17 protein-coding genes are annotated in these 16,761 nt (G+C 67.6%); 10 read left to right on the top strand and 7 right to left on the bottom strand.

The genetic code is table 11. The annotated features are described in order from the left end of the window. The first annotated feature begins 25 nt into the window (after window positions 1-25). From O5K39_RS14840 to O5K39_RS14810, 7 genes are all read left to right on the top strand, one after another. A complete protein-coding gene (locus O5K39_RS14840; RefSeq protein ID WP_271144385.1) occupies window positions 26-610 on the top strand; it encodes an OmpH family outer membrane protein in 585 nt (194 codons plus the stop codon). Between the two features lie 12 nt (window positions 611-622). Then, the gene (gene lpxD, locus O5K39_RS14835; protein WP_271144384.1) at window positions 623-1,642 is read left to right on the top strand and encodes a UDP-3-O-(3-hydroxymyristoyl)glucosamine N-acyltransferase; all 1,020 of its coding nucleotides are present in this window, start codon (window positions 623-625) and stop codon (window positions 1,640-1,642) included. Beyond that, entirely contained in the window at window positions 1,639-2,115 is a 477-nt protein-coding gene (fabZ, locus tag O5K39_RS14830) for a 3-hydroxyacyl-ACP dehydratase FabZ (RefSeq protein WP_271144383.1), read from the top strand. The genes lpxD and fabZ overlap by 4 nt, the downstream gene beginning before the upstream one ends. Beyond that, window positions 2,112-2,900 carry an acyl-ACP--UDP-N-acetylglucosamine O-acyltransferase gene (lpxA, locus tag O5K39_RS14825; RefSeq protein ID WP_271144382.1) on the top strand — a complete coding sequence of 263 codons (789 nt, stop codon included), beginning with the start codon at window positions 2,112-2,114 and terminating at the stop codon, window positions 2,898-2,900. Before fabZ ends, lpxA begins: the two co-directional genes overlap by 4 nt. A gap of 4 nt (window positions 2,901-2,904) precedes the next feature. Then, window positions 2,905-3,765 (top strand): UDP-2,3-diacylglucosamine diphosphatase LpxI, encoded by an 861-nt coding sequence (gene lpxI / locus O5K39_RS14820; RefSeq protein ID WP_271144381.1) that lies wholly within the window; start codon window positions 2,905-2,907, stop codon window positions 3,763-3,765. Then, window positions 3,762-4,922 carry a lipid-A-disaccharide synthase gene (lpxB, locus tag O5K39_RS14815; protein ID WP_271144380.1) on the top strand — a complete coding sequence of 387 codons (1,161 nt, stop codon included), beginning with the start codon at window positions 3,762-3,764 and terminating at the stop codon, window positions 4,920-4,922. Before lpxI ends, lpxB begins: the two co-directional genes overlap by 4 nt. A 156-nt stretch (window positions 4,923-5,078) precedes the next feature. Next, complete coding sequence (locus tag O5K39_RS14810) at window positions 5,079-6,464, top strand: SPFH domain-containing protein (RefSeq protein WP_271144379.1); 1,386 nt, start codon at window positions 5,079-5,081, stop codon at window positions 6,462-6,464. Window positions 6,465-6,600: 136 nt separating this feature from the next. Here the strand turns inward: O5K39_RS14810 and O5K39_RS14805 are convergent, their stop codons facing one another. Continuing rightward, on the bottom strand, window positions 6,601-6,789 hold the full coding sequence (locus tag O5K39_RS14805; protein WP_271144378.1) for a hypothetical protein: 189 nt from the start codon (window positions 6,787-6,789) through the stop codon (window positions 6,601-6,603). A gap of 155 nt (window positions 6,790-6,944) precedes the next feature. Here O5K39_RS14805 and O5K39_RS14800 point away from each other — a divergent pair, with 155 nt between their 5' ends. Continuing rightward, window positions 6,945-7,538, top strand: coding sequence for a hypothetical protein (locus tag O5K39_RS14800; RefSeq protein WP_271144377.1), 594 nt, complete (start codon window positions 6,945-6,947; stop codon window positions 7,536-7,538). A gap of 63 nt (window positions 7,539-7,601) precedes the next feature. Here the strand turns inward: O5K39_RS14800 and gltA are convergent, their stop codons facing one another. Then, complete coding sequence (gltA, locus tag O5K39_RS14795) at window positions 7,602-8,894, bottom strand: citrate synthase (RefSeq protein ID WP_271144376.1); 1,293 nt, start codon at window positions 8,892-8,894, stop codon at window positions 7,602-7,604. A gap of 63 nt (window positions 8,895-8,957) precedes the next feature. Then, window positions 8,958-10,373 (bottom strand): glutamate--tRNA ligase, encoded by a 1,416-nt coding sequence (gene gltX / locus O5K39_RS14790; protein WP_271144375.1) that lies wholly within the window; start codon window positions 10,371-10,373, stop codon window positions 8,958-8,960. A gap of 70 nt (window positions 10,374-10,443) precedes the next feature. On the opposite strand from gltX, the gene O5K39_RS14785 reads away from it, so the two are divergent. Further along, complete coding sequence (locus O5K39_RS14785; RefSeq protein WP_271144374.1) at window positions 10,444-12,537, top strand: ComEC/Rec2 family competence protein; 2,094 nt, start codon at window positions 10,444-10,446, stop codon at window positions 12,535-12,537. Window positions 12,538-12,804: 267 nt separating this feature from the next. Here the strand turns inward: O5K39_RS14785 and lexA are convergent, their stop codons facing one another. The 4 genes from lexA to O5K39_RS14765 form a co-directional block, all read right to left on the bottom strand. Next, window positions 12,805-13,500: a transcriptional repressor LexA gene (lexA, locus tag O5K39_RS14780; protein ID WP_271144373.1), complete on the bottom strand. Its 696-nt coding sequence runs from the start codon at window positions 13,498-13,500 to the stop codon at window positions 12,805-12,807. A gap of 88 nt (window positions 13,501-13,588) precedes the next feature. Further along, complete coding sequence (gene trpC, locus O5K39_RS14775; RefSeq protein ID WP_271144372.1) at window positions 13,589-14,389, bottom strand: indole-3-glycerol phosphate synthase TrpC; 801 nt, start codon at window positions 14,387-14,389, stop codon at window positions 13,589-13,591. After that, window positions 14,386-15,420, bottom strand: a complete 1,035-nt coding sequence (trpD, locus tag O5K39_RS14770) for an anthranilate phosphoribosyltransferase (RefSeq protein ID WP_271144371.1) — start codon at window positions 15,418-15,420, stop codon at window positions 14,386-14,388. Before trpD ends, trpC begins: the two co-directional genes overlap by 4 nt. Before the next feature lie 4 nt (window positions 15,421-15,424). Further along, window positions 15,425-16,015: an aminodeoxychorismate/anthranilate synthase component II gene (locus O5K39_RS14765; RefSeq protein WP_271144370.1), complete on the bottom strand. Its 591-nt coding sequence runs from the start codon at window positions 16,013-16,015 to the stop codon at window positions 15,425-15,427. Window positions 16,016-16,120: 105 nt separating this feature from the next. Here O5K39_RS14765 and O5K39_RS14760 point away from each other — a divergent pair, with 105 nt between their 5' ends. Next, window positions 16,121-16,339, top strand: a complete 219-nt coding sequence (locus O5K39_RS14760; protein WP_271144369.1) for a peptidoglycan-binding protein — start codon at window positions 16,121-16,123, stop codon at window positions 16,337-16,339. The last annotated feature ends 422 nt before the right edge of the window (window positions 16,340-16,761 follow it).

Raw genomic sequence — 16,761 nt, 5'->3', positions numbered from 1 at the left:
CAAAACGACCGCACAAAGGCCTGTCATGAAACTTCTCGCCATCGGCGCCGTCGCGCTGGCTTCGCTCGTTGCCACCGCCGCTTCGGCCCAGACCGCCGGTCCGGCCAACGTCGGCCCCGCCATCCCGGGCGTCTGCGTCTACTTCAACCAGCAGCTTCTGGCCCAGTCGACCGTCGGTCAGTCGGTCCAGGCTCGCATGCAGCAGCTGGCCACTGAAGTCGAAGGCGAGCTGACGCCCTATGCCACCACCATCCAGACCGAAGCCCAGGCGCTCCAGTCCGGTGCGGCCGCCATCCCCGCCGACCAGCTCCAGACCCGCCGTCAGCAGCTGCAACAACGCATCCAGGAAGCCCAGCAGCTGGAGGAAACCCGCCGCAACGAGCTCCAGTACACCCTCAGCGAACAGCGCCGCCTGATCTCGGCCGGCGTCGAGCCGATCCTGGTCGCCGTCTACCAGGAAAAGGGCTGCGGCATCCTGATCGACCGCGAGAGCGTCTTCATCATGAACCCGGCCATGGACGTGACGGGCGACGTGATCGCCCGCCTGAACACCGCCCTGCCGTCGCTGAGCTTCAACCGCCTGCCGGTCCCGGTCCAGCAAGCCCAGTAAGCGGGCGACGCCATGCCCGATCCGCGCTTCTTCGAGACCGGCCCGTCCCTGACGGTCGCCGAACTCGCCGGCCGGATCGGCGCAGAGGTCATACGGGGCGGCGAGGTCGTGATCTCGGCCGTCGCCCCACTGGCCTCCGCAGACGCCGGGGCCCTGGCCTTCATGGCCGACCGCCGCTTCGCCGAAGCGCTCGCCGGCACCCGGGCCGGGTGCGTCGTGGTGCCTCAGGCCATGGTCGAGGCGGCACCGACCGCCACCGCCGTCCTGTCATCGCGTGAAGCCCAGGCCTCCTGGGCCCGCGCCTCAGGCCTGTTTCACCAGCCACGCCTGATCGACGGCGTTTCCACCCCCGACGAAGCCTGCGAAGACGCCTCCGTGGTGCTCGAACCCGGCGTCGTCCTCGGCACCGGCGTGCGTATCGGCAGCGGCACCCGTATCGGCGCCAACACGGTCATCGGCACGGGGGTCCAGATCGGCCGCGACTGCGTCATCGGGGCCAACGCGTCGATCGCCTTCGCCCTGATCGGTGACCGGGTGAAGCTCTATGCCGGCGCCCGCATCGGCGAGGCGGGCTTCGGCGCGGCCGGATCCAGCACCGGTCCCGTCGACATCCCCCAGCTTGGCCGCGTCATCCTCCAGGACGGCGTGACCATCGGGGCCAATACCTGCATCGACCGTGGTGCCTATGACGACACGGTGGTCGGCGAGAATTCCAAGATCGATAACCTGTGCATGGTCGGTCACAACTGCGTGCTGGGCCGCAATGTCCTGATCGCGGCGCAGACGGGCCTGTCGGGCTCGGTGACCGTCGGCGACAACGTCCTGTTCGGCGGCCAGGCCGGCGTCGGCGACCACATCAGTATCGGCGACGGTGCCCGCGTCGCGGCCGGTGGCGGGGTGCTGGCCAACGTTCCTGCCGGCGAAACCTGGTCCGGATATCCGGCCCGGCCCCTGCGTCAGTTCTTGCGCGAGACGATCTGGCTGTCCAAACAGGCCGGGAGCAAGAAGCGACCAAGGGAATCAGAGGGATGAGCGACGTCACCGCCATCAACGACCGCATCGACTACGCCGAGGTCATGCGCCGCCTGCCGCACCGCTATCCCTTCCTGCTGATCGACAAGGCCGAGGATTTCGTGCCCGCCACCTCGATCACCGGCATCAAGAACGTCACCCACAACGAGCCCTTCTTCCAGGGGCATTTCCCGATCGACCCGGTCATGCCCGGCGTCCTGATCGTCGAGGCCATGGCCCAGACCGGGGCCCTGCTGATGTCCAAGACCATGGACGTCGCCGTGGCGGACAAGGTCATCATGTTCATGTCCATCGACGGCGTGCGGTTCCGCAAACCCGTCCGGCCCGGCGATCAGCTGCGCATGAAGGTGATCGTCACCCGTGCCCGGGGCGACGCCTACAAGTTCCGGGGCGAGACCTTCATCGACGACAAGCTGGCCGCCGAGGCGGAATTCATGGCGATGGTGGTCAAGGTCGACCAGCCCGCGACATGAGTACGATCCACCCCACGGCCCTGGTCCACCCGTCCGCCGAACTGGCCGACGGCGTCCAGATCGGGCCCTGGTGTACGGTCGGCCCCGGCGTTGCCCTTGCCGAGAACGTGACGCTGATCAGCCATGTCGTGCTGCAACAGGACACAACGGTCGGTGCCAGCACCACCATCCATCCCTTCGCCGTCATCGGCGGCGACCCCCAGCACAACGGCTACAAGGGCGAGCCGGTGCGTCTGGAGATCGGCGCGGACAACAGCATCCGCGAGCACTGCACCTTCAATCGGGGCACGCCGCAAGGCTCGGGCGTCACCCGCGTCGGCTCCAACGGCCTGTTCATGACCGGTGCCCACGTCGGGCACGATGCCGTCGTCGGCGACAATGTCGTCATGGCCAACAACGCCACCCTCGGCGGCCATGCCCAGGTCGGGAACAAGGTCTTCCTCGGCGGCCTGTGTGCCGTGCATCAGAACGGCCGGGTGGGGCAGGGGGCGATCGTTGGCGGTCTGGCGGCCGTGACGCGCGACGTCATCCCCTACGGCTCGGCCTGGGGCAACCACGCCCGCCTGCACGGCCTCAACCTGATCGGCCTCAAGCGCAAGGGTTACGGCAAGGACGCGGTACGCCGCCTGCTGGCCGCTTTCCGCGACCTGTTCGAGGGTGAGGGCGTCTTCGCCGACCGCCTGGACGGTGTCGAACAGACCTACGCCGACCTGCCCGAGATCATGGAGATCGTCGCCTTCATCCGTGACGGCGGCAAACGCCCGCTCTGCCTGCCGGGCGACTGAGGCCGTGACCGCATCCCGGCTCGGCCTGATCGCCGGTGGCGGCGCGCTCCCCCTGGCCATCGCCGCCCGATGCGAGGCGGAAGGGCGTTCGCTGTTCGTCATCCGCCTGACCGGTTTCGCCGATCCGCATCTGGTCCGCTATCCGGGCGCAGACATCGGCATGGCCGAGCTGGGCAAGGCATTGGCGGCGTTGAAGGCCGCCGGCTGTGGCGCGGTCTGTTTCGCGGGCACGGTCAACCGCCCCGACTTCAAGGCGCTGAAGCCCGACCTCAAGGGCGCGACCCTGCTGCCCGGCATCATCGCCGCCGCGACCAAGGGCGACGACGCCCTTTTGCGCAAGATCCTGTCCGTGTTCGAGAACGAGGGTTACGCCGTCGAGGGCGCCGACGACATCCTGGGCGGCGAGACCTTGCCACAGGGCGCGCTCGGTGTTGTCATTCCCACGAATGAGCAGCTTTCCGACCTCAGGAAAGCCCTGTATGTGGCCGAAAAAGCAGGGGAACTCGATATCGGCCAAGGCACCGTCGTCTGCGACGGACTGGTCCTCGCCGTCGAGGCCCAGGAGGGCACCGACGCCATGCTGACCCGCGTCGCGGATTTGCCCGCAGATCTGCGCGGTGCGCCCGGTGCCCCCAAGGGTGCGCTCGGCAAGGCCCCCAAGCCGATCCAGGACCTGCGTGTCGACATGCCCGTCATCGGCACCCGAACCCTGGAACTCGCCTCGGCCGCCGGGCTGGCGGGCGTCGGCGGTGTGGCGGGTCGGCTGATCCTGATCGATCGCCCGGCCCTGATCGAGACCGCCGACCGTCTGGGGCTGTTCGTCTGGGGTGAGCCCGGGCCTGCGATCGCAGGATCGCCCTCATGAAAATCATGCTCGTCGCCGCCGAGGCTTCAGGAGACGCCCTCGGAGCCGGTCTCGCCAAGGCCTTGAAATCGCGAAACCCCGACACCGCCTTCGTCGGCATCGGCGGGCCCAAGATGGCGGCCGAGGGCATCGACAGCCCCTTCGACATCGCCCAGCTATCGATCCTCGGCTGGATCGAGGGCCTGCGCGCGCTCGACCGGGTCAAGGCCCGCGTCGCTGACACCGTGGCCTTGACGGTGCGTGAACGGCCTGACGCCGTCGTCCTGATCGACAGCTGGGGCTTCACCATCCGGGTCGCCAAGGCCCTGCGTCAGGCCCTGCCGGGCGTTCCCCTGATCAAATACGTCGGCCCCCAGGTCTGGGCCTCGCGCCCCGGCCGGGCCAAGACCCTGGCCGCTACTGTCGATCACCTGCTGGCCCTCTACAGCTTCGACGCCCCCTGGTTCGAAGCCGAGGGTCTGCCCACCACGGTCGTCGGCTCGCCCGCCCTGCATATCGACATGAGCCAGGCGGACGGGGTCCGCTTCCGCACCGCGCGCCACATCGCCCCCGAGGCGCCCCTGCTGCTGGTCCTGCCCGGCAGCCGCCCATCCGAGATCGGCCACATGACGCCGGTCTATGAGGCCGCCGTCGCCCTGCTCAAGGCCGACGATCCCGCGCTCCAGGTCGCCGCCGTCGTCGCCGGCACCGTCGCCGAGGACGTCACCGCCCGGGTCGCCACCTGGCCGTTCCGCGTCCATCTGGTGCAGGAGGCGGACAAGTACGACGCCATGCGCGCCGCGACCGTCGCCCTGGCCACCAGCGGCACGGTCTCCACCGAACTGGCCCTGGCCGGCGTCCCCATGGTCATCGCCTACCGCTTCGGCGCGCTCAGCTATGCGATCATGAAGCCCTTCTTCACCGGCAAGTTCGCGACCCTGTTCAATACCGCCGCCGACACGATGATCGCCCCCGAGCTGATCCAGAAGGACGCCACGCCCGAAAAACTGGCCGCCGCCGTCGCCCGTCTCCTGTCCGACCCCGCCGCCCGCGCCGACCAGTCCGCCCGCCAAACGGCCGCGCTCGACCTCATGGGCCGGGAAGGGCGCGACCCTTCAGAGATCGCGGCGGAGGCGGTGTTGAAGGTGATTGCCAGGAAGTCTGAACTGTGGGTCTGAAAGGACTTCCGCTCTCGACCCGTTGCGCACGTTCGGGATGTTCGCCTTGGGGCCGCCCGCCACCGCCAGCCGGCGAGCTGGTGGTGGCGCAGCCTCCCGTAATAGTTGCTCCGCCCAGGGTTTGAAGACATAGTCCGGCCGAGATCGGGGGTTCACATGATCATGTATTTCGTCGCCGGCGGCACAGCGCTCGGCGTCTTCGCCATCGGATTCCTGATCGCGCTTGTTCTGCGCCGGGTAGTCCCGGCCAACGAAGTTCATATCGTCCAGCGCGGGCGGTCTCGCGTCAGCTACGGTGCCAGTCAGGAAGCCGGAAACGTCTACTACGAATGGCCGGCCTTCTTGCCCAGGATTGGCGTCCTGGTGACCAAATTCCCGGTCTCCATTTTTGACGTGAACTTGAAAGACTACGAAGCCTACGACACCGGGCGCCTCCCATTCCGCGTGGACGTGCAGGCGTTTATGCGGATCGCAAAGTCGGACACGGCGGCGGAGAAGGTCGCCAATTTCGACGAACTGCAACATCAGCTGTCCGGCATCCTTCAAGGTGCCGTCCGGAACGTGCTGGCCACCCACAAGCTCGAAGACATCCTCGAAGCCCGATCAACCCTCGCCGAGGCCTTTACCGCCCAGGTGGACAATCAGCTTCAGGCGTGGGGCGTCGAGACGGTCAAGAACATCGAGTTCATGGACATCCGCGACAGCGCCAATTCCCAGGTCATCGCCAACATCATGGCGAAGGAAAAATCCCGCATCGACCGCGAGAGCCGGGAAGCCGTGGCGATGAACAGCCAGATGGCCCGAACCAAGGAAATCGAGGCCGAACGCATCGTCGAGGTGAACAAGCAAGACGCTCTGCAGCAGGTCGGGATGCGGACGGCCGAGCAGGAAAAGCAGGTCGGCATCGCCAAGCAGGTCGCCGAGCAGCAAGTCCTGGTCGCCCAGAAGGACACGACCGAGCGCGAAATGGATGTGAAGCTGGTCGCCGATACGCGCGCAGCCGACATCGCCAAGGGGGTCGCGGAGGTTCAGGCCGCCCAGGAGCGCGAGGTCACGATCATCCGGGCGGAGGGGCAGCGTCAGCAGGAGGTCATCGGCGCAGAGGCCGAACGGCAACGGCTGGAGCTGGTCGCGCAGGGAACGCTGGCGCAGCAGAAGCTCGACGCCGAAGGCTTGCTGGCGCAGGGTCAGAGCCGCGCCGAAGCCGAGCGACTGCTGCTTCTGGCGCCGGTCTCGACGCAGATCGAACTCGCCAGGGAGATCGGCGGCAACGACGGCTACCAGACCTACCTGGTGCGCGTGGAGCAGATCAAGGCCGGGCAGGCCGTGGGTATCGCCCAGGCCGAGGCCCTGAAGGCCGCCGACATCAAGGTGATCGTGACGGGCGGCGACGTGCCCGGGGGTATGAGCAGCATCACCGATGTATTCAGCGCGAAAGGCGGCCAAGCCCTCGGAGCGATGCTGGAGGGGCTGGCACAGACAGACGCAGGCAAGGCCGTGGTGGAGCGGGCGACGAAAGGCGCTGCAAAGCCCAAGGAGTAGCGTTGTTCAGGTCCGTTCGGCCGCCGACGGAAATATCAGTGAGCCGCACCGCTCTCAACGTGCGCTCCCCCCCATCGCAGACGTCGAGTGGGTCCGCTTTCTACCTCCGGCGGGCTCTCCCGCCGTCCAAAGTCCGCTACTTTTTCATCCACGGCTTCGACTGCCCGCTCGCGACCCGCGCGGCCTGCTCCCGCTGGAACCGCCCGCCGCGCGGCGGCTTGGGTCGTGCCTCGATCCGCGCGTTCTTGAGGCGCAGGGCGCGTTGGACGGGGCTCTCTTCGGCCGTGGCCGTCGCGGGCGTGGGGTCGTCTTCGGGATCGCTCATGGACCCATCCTAGCACACCCCGCGCGTCTGATCCCGGCTGTCTGAACGGCACCAGGTTGCGAACTTCGCGCGACCAATCCCTTGCTGCGCAAGGCATTGGTCCGCTCAAGGGGGCGTTCGACCAGCCCTGGTCCGGCGCTGATCTATAATGGGGGATGACCCATCCAGATCCCCATCCCATCTCCGACCCGAAACCGGCCGACGATACGGCCCTCGATCCCTGGCCCCTGGCGCGACGGGACTATCTGTCCGGCATGTCCGCCGCCATCGTTGCCGAGCGTTACGGCCTGTCGGTCCGAACGCTGCAACGGCGCGCGGCGGCCGAGGGGTGGCGACACGCCGATGTCCGGCCGGCGACGCGGATACGCACGGACTGGAACGGGCCGATCGGCAGCTTCATGCGCGAAATGAACGCTCGCGACGAGACCCTGGCCAACCGGCCCGAGTTCGCCCAGGTCTCGGCCGTGGCCGAGGAACAGCGCTATGATCTGCTGTTTGCGCCGACCGCCCGAAACCTGCGCATCCATGCCTTTCATCAGGCGGCGGAGGCGGCCGCGATGGGCGGGTTCGCCGAGGCGACAGCCTGGATGCGGCTTCTGGCCCTGGTCGATCGCCATGCCGGGGTCGTGGATCATGACATCCGTCTGTACACCCCGGCTGATCACATGCGCGCCGACTATCTCGGTCAGTACGGGGCCCTGCGCGCCGAACACGAAGACACCCCGCCGGAATGGCCCGGCGGGACGTGATCGTGCGCCTCAGGATGGCGCTTTGGCGGTTTGGCGGCCTGTTTTCAGACCGCCACCGCCATCTCAACCGCGCTGGGCGATCGGCACGTAATCGCGCTGGGTCGGGCCGGTGTAGAGCTGGCGCGGGCGGCCGATCTTCTGCGCCGGATCGGCCAGCATTTCTTCCCACTGGGCGATCCAGCCCACGGTACGGGCGAGGGCGAACAGCACGGTGAACATCGAGGTCGGGAAGCCCATCGCCGACAGGGTGATGCCCGAATAGAAGTCGACGTTCGGGAACAGCTTGCGCTCGATGAAATACTCGTCCGACAGGGCGATGCGTTCCAGTTCCTTGGCCACCTGGAACAGGGGATCGTTCTTGTCGCCGACCAGCTCCAGGATCTCGTCCGCCGATTCCTTCATCACGGTCGCACGGGGGTCGTAGTTCTTGTAGACCCGGTGGCCGAAGCCCATCAGCTTGTAGCGTTTTTCCTTAACACCTTGAATGAACTCTGGAATCTTGTCTACCGTTCCGATTTCCTTGAGCATCATCAGCGCCTCTTCGTTGGCCCCGCCGTGCGACGGGCCCCACAGGCAGGCGATGCCGGCGGCGATACAGGCGAACGGATTGGCTCCCGACGACCCGGCCAGACGGACGGTCGAGGTCGAGGCATTCTGCTCGTGGTCGGCGTGCAGGGTGAAGATCCGGTCCATGGCCTTGGCCATCTTGGGATCGACCACATAGTCCTCGGCCGGCACGGCGAAGCACATCCGCAGGAAGTTCTCGGCATAGGACAGGTCGTTGCGCGGCGAAACGAACGGCTGGCCGATGTGATACTTATACGCCCGCGCGGCCAGGGTCGGCATCTTGGCGATCAGGCGGATGGCCGAAATGTTGCGCTGCACCGGATCATGGATGTCCAGGCTGTCGTGATAGAAGGCCGACAGGGCGCCGACCGTCCCCACCATGATCGCCATCGGGTGGGCGTCGCGACGGAAGCCCTCGAAGAAGCGGTCGAACTGCGAGTGCAGCATGGTGTGACGGGTGACCGTCTGCTCGAAGGCCTCGTACTGGGCCGCCGTCGGCAGCTCGCCGTGCAGCAGCAGGTGGCAGACCTCGATGAAGTTGGACTGCGAGGCCAGCTGGCCGATCGGATAACCCCGGTGCAGCAGGATTCCCTCGTCACCGTCGATATAGGTGATCGCGCTTTCGCAGGCCGCCGTGGAGGTGAAGCCGGGGTCGAAGGTGAAGTCGCCGGTCGCGCCGTACAGCTTTCGGATATCGATGACGTCCGGCCCGATCGAGCCCGTCAGGACCGGAAGTTCAACGCTCTTGTCGCCGACGGTCAGGGTCGCGGTCTTGGCCGGTTCAGTCATCAGATGCCCTCTCGATCCAGGGGCCGGTCGTGCTGTGCCGCCGGTCCAGTTGTTTGTGGAAAATCACTTAGTCTGTTGCAGCGCATCATCCAAGCGCCCGATCGATTCATCGCGACCGAGGGCGGCCAGGGTCCTGGCGATATCGGGCGACACCCCGTCTCCGCTCAGGGCCGCACGTACCGCAGGGCCGATCTTGCCGAAGCCGACCGCCTCTTCCTCGGCGAAGACCTTGAGTTCGGCCTCCAGAGCGAAGACATCCCAGCTGGCGAACAGCTTCAGCCGGTCCCGCAGCCGGCCGATCCGCTCGCCGGCCTCGCCGTTGAGCAGGGGCAGGGCCTTCTCATAGATCGCCAGAGGGCGCCGGCGCAGGACGAATCCCGTCTGGTCGGCCAGTTCCAGAACCGTCTTGGCCCGGTCCTTGACGAAGGGCATGGCCTGCAATAGCCGCGCCTCGTCCTCTTCATGCAGGACATGACCGCGCGCCAGATGGACGTCGAGGACCTGTTTGGCCAGCCGGTCGTCGTTGGCCAGCCGCATCCAGTGGGCGTTGACGTGGGCCAGTTTGTCGAAGTCCAGCCGGGCCGGGGCCTTGCCCACCCCGTCGAGGTCGAACCATCCCTGCGCCTGTTCGTCGCTGAACAGCTCGTCGTCCCCGTGCGCCCAGCCCAGCCGGGCCAGATAGTTGCGCATCGCCTCAGGCAGATAGCCCATCTCGGCATACTCATGCACCGCCTGGGCCCCGTGCCGTTTCGACAGCTTGGCCCCGTCCGGCCCGTGGATCAGGGGGATGTGCGCGAACGACGGCCTGGCCCAGCCCAGGGCATCGTAGATCAAGCTCTGCCGGGCCGCATTGTTCAGGTGGTCGTCGCCCCGGATCACATGGGTCACGCCCATGTCGTGATCGTCCACGACGACGGCCAGATTGTAGGTCGGGGCCCCGTCCGTCCTAAGCAATACCAGGTCGTCCAGGTCGCTGTTGGCCCAGGTCACTTCGCCCTGAACCTCGTCCGACACGACGACCGTGCCGGGCAGGGGACGGCGGAAACGGACCACATGCGGCTGGGCGGGATCACCCTCGCCCGGATCGCGGTCGCGCCAGGGCGATTCGAACGCCCGCCGCGCCGCCTTCGCCTCATCCCGCAGCCGGCCGGTTTCCTCGGCCGAGGTATAGTCGCGATAGGCGTGGCCGGTCTCGACCAGGGTCTGAACCACCTCACGGTGCCGGTCGGCCCTGGCGAACTGGAACACCGGCTCCTCGTCGGCGAACAGCTCCAGCCAGCTCAGGCCGTCGAAGATGGCCTTGACCGCCTCATCGGTCGATCGCTCGCGATCCGTGTCCTCGACCCGCAACAGGAACTTGCCGTTGCGGCCCTTCGCGTAGAGATAGTTGAACAACGCCGTTCTCGCCCCGCCGATGTGCAGCGAGCCGGTCGGGGAGGGGGCGAAGCGGGTGACGACGGTCGAGGAAGAGGATGTCATATCGGGGGGGTCCGTTCGGGCCGCCCTTATAGCGTCCGATGCGCCAAAGCCCAGACTCGGCCGCCGCCTTATGGCCGCCGCTTGGGACGAGTTTCTGGACCAGGGCCTGCGCTGGCGGTTCTGGGCCCCGGTCGCCTTCGGCGGCGGCTGCGCGATTTATTTCGGCCTCCGGGTCGAGCCTCCCCTGTGGCCCCTTGCCGTAGCCGCCCTGATTGCGTGCGGCATCTGGCTCTTGGCTCGACACTGGGGCACCCGACGCGCGGTGACCCTGCCCCTCATGCTGCTCGCTTGTCTGGCACTCGGCGTTGCAGCGGCCAAATGGCGAACCGAGCGGGTCGCGGCCCCCATCGCCCCCGCACTGGCCGAGCCGACCGTGGTCGAGGGGTGGGTCGTGGATATCGACAGTCCCGGCCAGAACGGCGCGCGCCTGGTCCTCGCCACCACACGCATTCGTGGCCTGGCCCCCGAACTGACGCCCATCCGGCTGAGGGCGACGGTCAAGGGTACTCCGCCGCCGCCGGGATCGCCGATCCGCCTGTTCGCCCTGGTCAATCCGCCGCCGGCCCCGGCCTCGCCCGGTGCCTATGATTTCGGCCGCAACGCCTTCTTTCAGGGCCTGGGGGGTGTCGCCTTCTCGCTGTCGGAGACGCGCGAGGCCCGGCTGCCCCGCCCGCCCTGGGGTCTGCGTCTGGCAATGGCCGTCAACGGCGCACGTTTCGCCCTGGCCCAGCGGATCGTGGACCGGCTGGGCGAGCGGACGGGTGGGATCGCGGGGGCCATGGTCACCGGTCACGAGACCTGGATCGGGCGCGAGGACCTCGACGCCATGCGTGATTCGGGTCTGGCCCACATCCTGTCGATCTCAGGCCTGCACATGGCCGTGGTCGGGGGCTTCGTCTTCTTCACCCTGCGGCTGAGCATCGCCGCCTGGCCGTGGCTGGCGCTGCGGGCCTCGGGCAAGAAGATCGCGGCGGTCGGAGGCCTGATCGCGGTCTGGACCTATCTGGTGGTGTCGGGCTCGCCGCCTCCGGCCGAGCGGGCCGCCATCACCGCCTCCATCGCTTTCGTCGCCATCCTGCTGGACCGGCAGGCGATCACCATGCACGCCCTGGCCGTCGCGGCCCTCGTGGTCCTTGCGCTTCAGCCCGAGGCCATCGTCACGCCGGGGTTCCAGATGTCGTTCGCAGCCACCGCCGCCCTCGTCGCCCTGGTCGAAAGCTGGCCGCCGCGCGTACGCGAGATCTCGGCTCCCTTGCCGATCCTGGCGGTGCAGAGGCTGGGCGGTTGGCTCGGCGCCGCCTGTGCGGCCAGTCTGGTGGCGGGGCTGGCGACCGGACCATTCGCCATGCAGCATTTCAACCGGACGGCCGTCTATGGCCTGTTCGCCAACCTCGCCACCTCGCCGGTCGCCGACTTCGTCATGATGCCGGCACTCGCTCTGGGAGCGCTGCTGGAGCCGATCGGTCTTGGCGCGCCCTTCCTGTGGCTGGCAGGTAAGGGCATCGACCTGATGCTGTGGATCGGTCACTGGACGGCGGGTCTGCCGGGGGCGGTCAGGACGGTGGCCAGCGCACCGGACTACGTTTTGCCCATCGCCTTCCTGGGCGTCCTGTTCGTCTGTCTGTGGCGGGGCCGTCTGCGGTGGCTGGGCCTGCCGCTCGCCGCCGCCGTTCTGGTCTGGCCCAGGGCCCCGACGCCCGATCTATGGATCGGAGACGGTGGCACCAACGCGGCCTTTCATCGCGAGGGCGACGCCGTTGTGGTGCGGCCCGGGGTGCGGGAGTTCGCAGCAGACCTGTGGTCCAGGCGCCGGGGTCTGACTATGACCGATCGTCCGGACGAGGGCTGGGTCTGCGGCCGTTTCGCCTGCGCACCCTTGACCACTCAAGCCGGGCCGATCGCTGTGTGGTGGGGCCGGAAGGTGCCCGCTGACGAGGCTCTGTCGGCCCTGTGCGCCTCGGCTCCCGTGGTCAGTGTCCGGCCGCTCGTATCGAGCTTGCCCGCCGCCTGTTCAGGCGCCCTGGTGCTGGACGGTGCAGACTACGCCCGGGGGGGTGCCGTCGAACTGTGGCGGTCAGGCGACGGCTGGCGCGCGACCTGGACGACCGACGTGCGCGGCGACCGACCCTGGAGCCGGACCGGAGATGCGGACGTCGTCGATTGAGCGCCATCCAAGGCTTGCGGTGTGGGCACCAAGCGGTCGACAAAACAGCGACCGTTTCAACCGTTTCAACCGTTTGGTCCCGCCAGTGTGCGTTGTTGGAATGTCAAAGATCCAGGACCGCCATTGTATAGCCGGCCGAGAGTGGGGCGCGTCGATAGGACTTGGTAGGCGACAGAAACGGTCGCATCTCCAGCAAATCCTTGGCACTGGCTCGCGTTGAGTTAGATACTTCGGCCTTTCGAAGCAGCGCCGAACGTCGAATCGTCTTCAGTGATAGCGGCGGAACAGACCGACCAGCTTGCCACGCACATCGACCTGATCGGGACCGAAGATGCGGGTCTCATAGGCGCGGTTGGCAGGCTCCAGCGCGATCGAGCCGCCCTTCTTGCGCAGACGCTTGAGCGTGGCTTCCTCGCCCTCGACCACGGCGACGACGATCTCGCCGGACGAGGCGGTGTCGACCTTCTTGATGACCACATAGTCGCCGTCGAGGATGCCGGCCTCGATCATCGAGTCGCCCTCGATCTCGAGCATATAGTGCTCGCCGGCGCTGAGCATCGATTCCGGCACCGGATAGCGGCTGGTCTCGTGTTCGATGGCCGCGATGGGCGTACCGGCGGCGATCTTGCCCAGCATGGGCAGGTCGCGCGTGTCGTTGGCCGCCTCGACCGACGACAATCGCCCACCGCCCTCGATGACGCCGGGTTTGAAGGGGGCGCGGCCGCCGCGCGGAGAGGCCGTGGTGGCCTGTTCAGGCATCTTGGTGACTTCCAGCGCGCGGGCCCGGTGCGCCAGTCTGCGGATGAAGCCGCGTTCCTCCAGCGCCGTGATCAGCCGGTGGATGCCCGATTTGGACGCCAGATCCAGCGCCTCCTTCATCTCATCGAACGAAGGGGACACGCCGGTCTCCTTGATCCGTTCATGGATGAACATCAGGAGCTCGTGCTGTTTCTTGGTGAGCATGGCGTCGAATCGTCCAGAACAAGGCGTGAACCGTTGCCGATGTTCTGTAAGTGTTCTTCACTAATGTCAACTTAACGGCGGGCAGCCGCTAGGCCAGCAGCGCCCGCGTCGCCGACTCCACGTCCGCCTGCCGCATCAGGCTCTCGCCGACGAGGATCGCGCGGGCGCCGTCCCGAGTGACGTGGGCGACGTCGGCGGGGGTGAAGACGCCGCTTTCGGCGACGAGGAGGGCACCGCGCGGGCTCATGGGGGCGAGGCGGGCCGTGGTGTCCATATCGACCTCGAAGGTGCGAAGCGACCGGTTGTTGACGCCGATGAGGTCGCCGCCCAGGGCGACGGCGCGGGCCATTTCGGCCTCGTCATGGGTCTCGATCAGGGCGTCCATGCCCAGACGGCCGGCCTCGGCCAGCAGGTCGGCGGCCACGGCGTCGTCGATCATGGCCAGGATGATCAGGATGCAGTCTGCGCCGAGCGCCCGGCTCTCGGCCACCTGCCACGGATCAACGAGGAAATCCTTGCGCAGGCAGGGCAGGGCGACGGCGGCGCGGGCGGCGACCAGATAGTCGTCGGCTCCCTGGAAGCTCGGGCCATCGGTCAAAACGGAGAGGCAGGCGGCACCCCCGGCCTCATAGGCGCGGGCCAGGGCGGGCGGGTCGAAGTCGGCGCGGATCAGACCCTTGGACGGGCTGGCCTTCTTGATCTCGGCGATCAGGGCGGGGCGGCCTGCGGTAGCCTTGCGCTCAAGGGCGGCGCGGAAACCGCGCGGCATGCCGGCGATAGCGGCCATGCCCTCGATCTCGGCCTGGGGCGTCGCGACCTTGCGGGTGGCGACCTCTTCGCGCTTGTAGGCGGCGATGCGAGCGAGGACGTCATCAACAGCAGCGGTCATGCGGGCTCCTCCGCGATCGGGGTCGAGGTGATTCGGGCGAGGGCCTCCAGCGCGGCGGCCGCCTTGCCGTCGTCGATGGCGGCGGCGGCGATGGCGACGCCGGCTTTCAGATCATCGGCCCGATCAGCGACAACGAGCGCGGCGGCTGCGTTGAGCAGGACTACGTCGCGATACGGGCCTCGCGCGCCGGCGAGGAGGGCGCGGATGGCCTCGGCATTCACTTCGGCGTCGCCGCCCCGCAGGCTCTCGATGTCCGCGACCGGGAGACCGGCGTCGGCGGGCGTGACGGTGAAGCGTCGGACCGTGCCGTCCTTCCATTCGGCGACCTCGGTCGGGCCGGTCGTGGTCAGTTCGTCCAGACCCATGCCGTGGACCGTCCAGGCGCGAATGGCTCCGAGGCGGCCGAGAACCTCGACCAGCGGCTCCAGCAGCTTCGGATCATAGACCCCCATGACCTGTCGTTTTGCAGACGCCGGATTGGAAAGCGGTCCCAAGAGGTTGAAAACCGTGCGGAACCCGATCTCGGCCCGGATCGGGGTGACGTGCCGCATGGCACCGTGGAAGCTGGGGGCGAACAGGAAGCAGATCCCGGCTTCGTCAAGGGCCTGACGCTGCTGGGCCATGCCCGCAGTCAGATCGACGCCGAGCGCGGCAAGGACGTCGGATGACCCGGATTTCGAGCTCAGGGCCCGGTTGCCGTGCTTGGCGACCTTGAGGCCTGCACCCGCCAGGATCAGGGCCGCCGCCGTCGAGATGTTGAAGGTGTGTTGGCCGTCGCCGCCTGTACCGCAGGTGTCGATGACGTCGTAGGGATGGTCGAGAGTGACCGCCGCGTCGCGCATCGCCCCGGCGAACGCCGCGATTTCGTCGACGGTTTCGCCACGGATCCGCAGGGCGGTGACGGCGGCGGCGACCTGGGCCGGTGTGGGCTCGCCGCGCAGGCAGGCGGCGAAGAAGTCGCCGGCCTCGGCCGCGCTCAGGGTCTGGCCGTCGACCAGCTTGGCCAACAGGGGCTTGATCTCGGCGGACATGACCTCAGACCATGGCCAGGCGCTTGACGCCCGCCTGATCCAGGAAGTTGGCAAGCATGGCGTGGCCATGTTCCGTCGCGATCGATTCGGGATGGAACTGGACACCATGGATCGGCCGGTCATGGTGCTGGAAGCCCATGATCTCGCCGTCCTCGGTCCAGGCCGTGACGTTCAGGGTGTTGGGCAGGGTCTCGCGGGCCACGGCCAGAGAATGATACCGCGTCGCCGTGAACGGCGAGGGAAGTCCTGCGAACATACCCTTGTTTTCATGGAGGATCGGCGAGGTCTTGCCGTGCATCACGGTCTTGGCGCGCACCACGTGTCCGCCCATGGCCTGGCCGATCGCCTGATGGCCCAGACAGACGCCCAGGATCGGCATGTCGAGCGGCGCGGTGTCGATGAGGGCCAAGCAGATGCCCGCCTGATCCGGCGCGCAGGGGCCGGGCGACAACAGCACGGCCTCGGGCTTCAGCGCCCAGGCCTCGGCCGCCGTCAGGTCGTCGTTGCGCACGACCTTCGTCTCTGCGCCTAGCTCCGCCAGGTAGTGGACGAGGTTGTAGGTAAAGCTGTCGTAGTTATCGACGACCAGGATCATGCAGGCGTTCTAGGGCCTGCGACCGCGCCCGCCAAGCTCAAGGTTGGCCGGAAACCGTCCGTTAACGACATCCGGGCTTTGCTCTCGCCTCCATCGGAGCCCGCCATGAGCCGCATCCTCGCCAGTATCGACAGGTCCAGCATCGACCGGGCTCGCGCGCTGCTGGTCGAGGCCGAAGAGACGGTGGGCCATCCGCTGGGTGCGCTCGGCGCAGCGGCACTGGCCGCGACGGCGGCTATCGCCATGGCCGGGGTTATGATCCTGGGGACCGGGATCGCGCTGGACCAGCCGAACGCGCCGGCTGAGGTCGGCGAGAGCTTCTGATTTTTCAAAGACCGAAGCGCCACGCCTTAAAGCCCCGTCGGGACGAGGCCCGCGAGGTGGAGAGGAGACGGAGCGCAGACTGACGTCCGGAACCGATGATGTCCCTCCGCCTGAGAAGGGACGCTTGAATTTTCGACGTCAGCCTGCGCTCCGTCCGGTCGATTTAGCGCAAGCGCGTCGGGCTACGGGCTCTTCTGCCGGGACCGCAGGGGTCTTCCCCCACGGCTTCGATCAGACCCGGTTCGGCCCTGACCGACTACACTCAGCCTGCGACGGGCGAGAGGCTACCAGACCCCCCGGACCCCCTGTGTTGGCACAGGGCTGTGTCCCGCTCGACCCATCCCCGCCGCCGCTTCAGGCCTGGTACCAAGAGGCGCCTCCCCATGCGACGGGAACGGCAGGACCTTACCACGGGTCGAAGG

This window comes from Brevundimonas sp. NIBR10 (assembly GCF_027912515.1).
Lineage (GTDB): Bacteria > Pseudomonadota > Alphaproteobacteria > Caulobacterales > Caulobacteraceae > Brevundimonas.
Note: the sequence above shows the minus strand (reverse complement) of the source record. Positions and strands in the feature narration are given on the sequence as shown.

Bases quoted from the DNA above. Each gene is read 5' to 3' on its own strand.
- O5K39_RS14840 (WP_271144385.1), top strand. From the start codon at position 26: ATGAAACTTCTCGCCATCGGCGCCGTCGCGCTGGCTTCGCTCGTTGCC.
- lpxD (WP_271144384.1), top strand. From the start codon at position 623: ATGCCCGATCCGCGCTTCTTCGAGACCGGCCCGTCCCTGACGGTCGCC.
- fabZ (WP_271144383.1), top strand. From the start codon at position 1,639: ATGAGCGACGTCACCGCCATCAACGACCGCATCGACTACGCCGAGGTC.
- lpxA (WP_271144382.1), top strand. From the start codon at position 2,112: ATGAGTACGATCCACCCCACGGCCCTGGTCCACCCGTCCGCCGAACTG.
- lpxB (WP_271144380.1), top strand. From the start codon at position 3,762: ATGAAAATCATGCTCGTCGCCGCCGAGGCTTCAGGAGACGCCCTCGGA.
- O5K39_RS14810 (WP_271144379.1), top strand. From the start codon at position 5,079: ATGATCATGTATTTCGTCGCCGGCGGCACAGCGCTCGGCGTCTTCGCC.
- O5K39_RS14805 (WP_271144378.1), bottom strand. From the start codon at position 6,789: ATGAGCGATCCCGAAGACGACCCCACGCCCGCGACGGCCACGGCCGAA.
- O5K39_RS14800 (WP_271144377.1), top strand. From the start codon at position 6,945: ATGACCCATCCAGATCCCCATCCCATCTCCGACCCGAAACCGGCCGAC.
- gltA (WP_271144376.1), bottom strand. From the start codon at position 8,894: ATGACTGAACCGGCCAAGACCGCGACCCTGACCGTCGGCGACAAGAGC.
- gltX (WP_271144375.1), bottom strand. From the start codon at position 10,373: ATGACATCCTCTTCCTCGACCGTCGTCACCCGCTTCGCCCCCTCCCCG.
- O5K39_RS14785 (WP_271144374.1), top strand. From the start codon at position 10,444: ATGGCCGCCGCTTGGGACGAGTTTCTGGACCAGGGCCTGCGCTGGCGG.
- lexA (WP_271144373.1), bottom strand. From the start codon at position 13,500: ATGCTCACCAAGAAACAGCACGAGCTCCTGATGTTCATCCATGAACGG.
- trpC (WP_271144372.1), bottom strand. From the start codon at position 14,389: ATGACCGCTGCTGTTGATGACGTCCTCGCTCGCATCGCCGCCTACAAG.
- trpD (WP_271144371.1), bottom strand. From the start codon at position 15,420: ATGTCCGCCGAGATCAAGCCCCTGTTGGCCAAGCTGGTCGACGGCCAG.
- O5K39_RS14765 (WP_271144370.1), bottom strand. From the start codon at position 16,015: ATGATCCTGGTCGTCGATAACTACGACAGCTTTACCTACAACCTCGTC.
- O5K39_RS14760 (WP_271144369.1), top strand. From the start codon at position 16,121: ATGAGCCGCATCCTCGCCAGTATCGACAGGTCCAGCATCGACCGGGCT.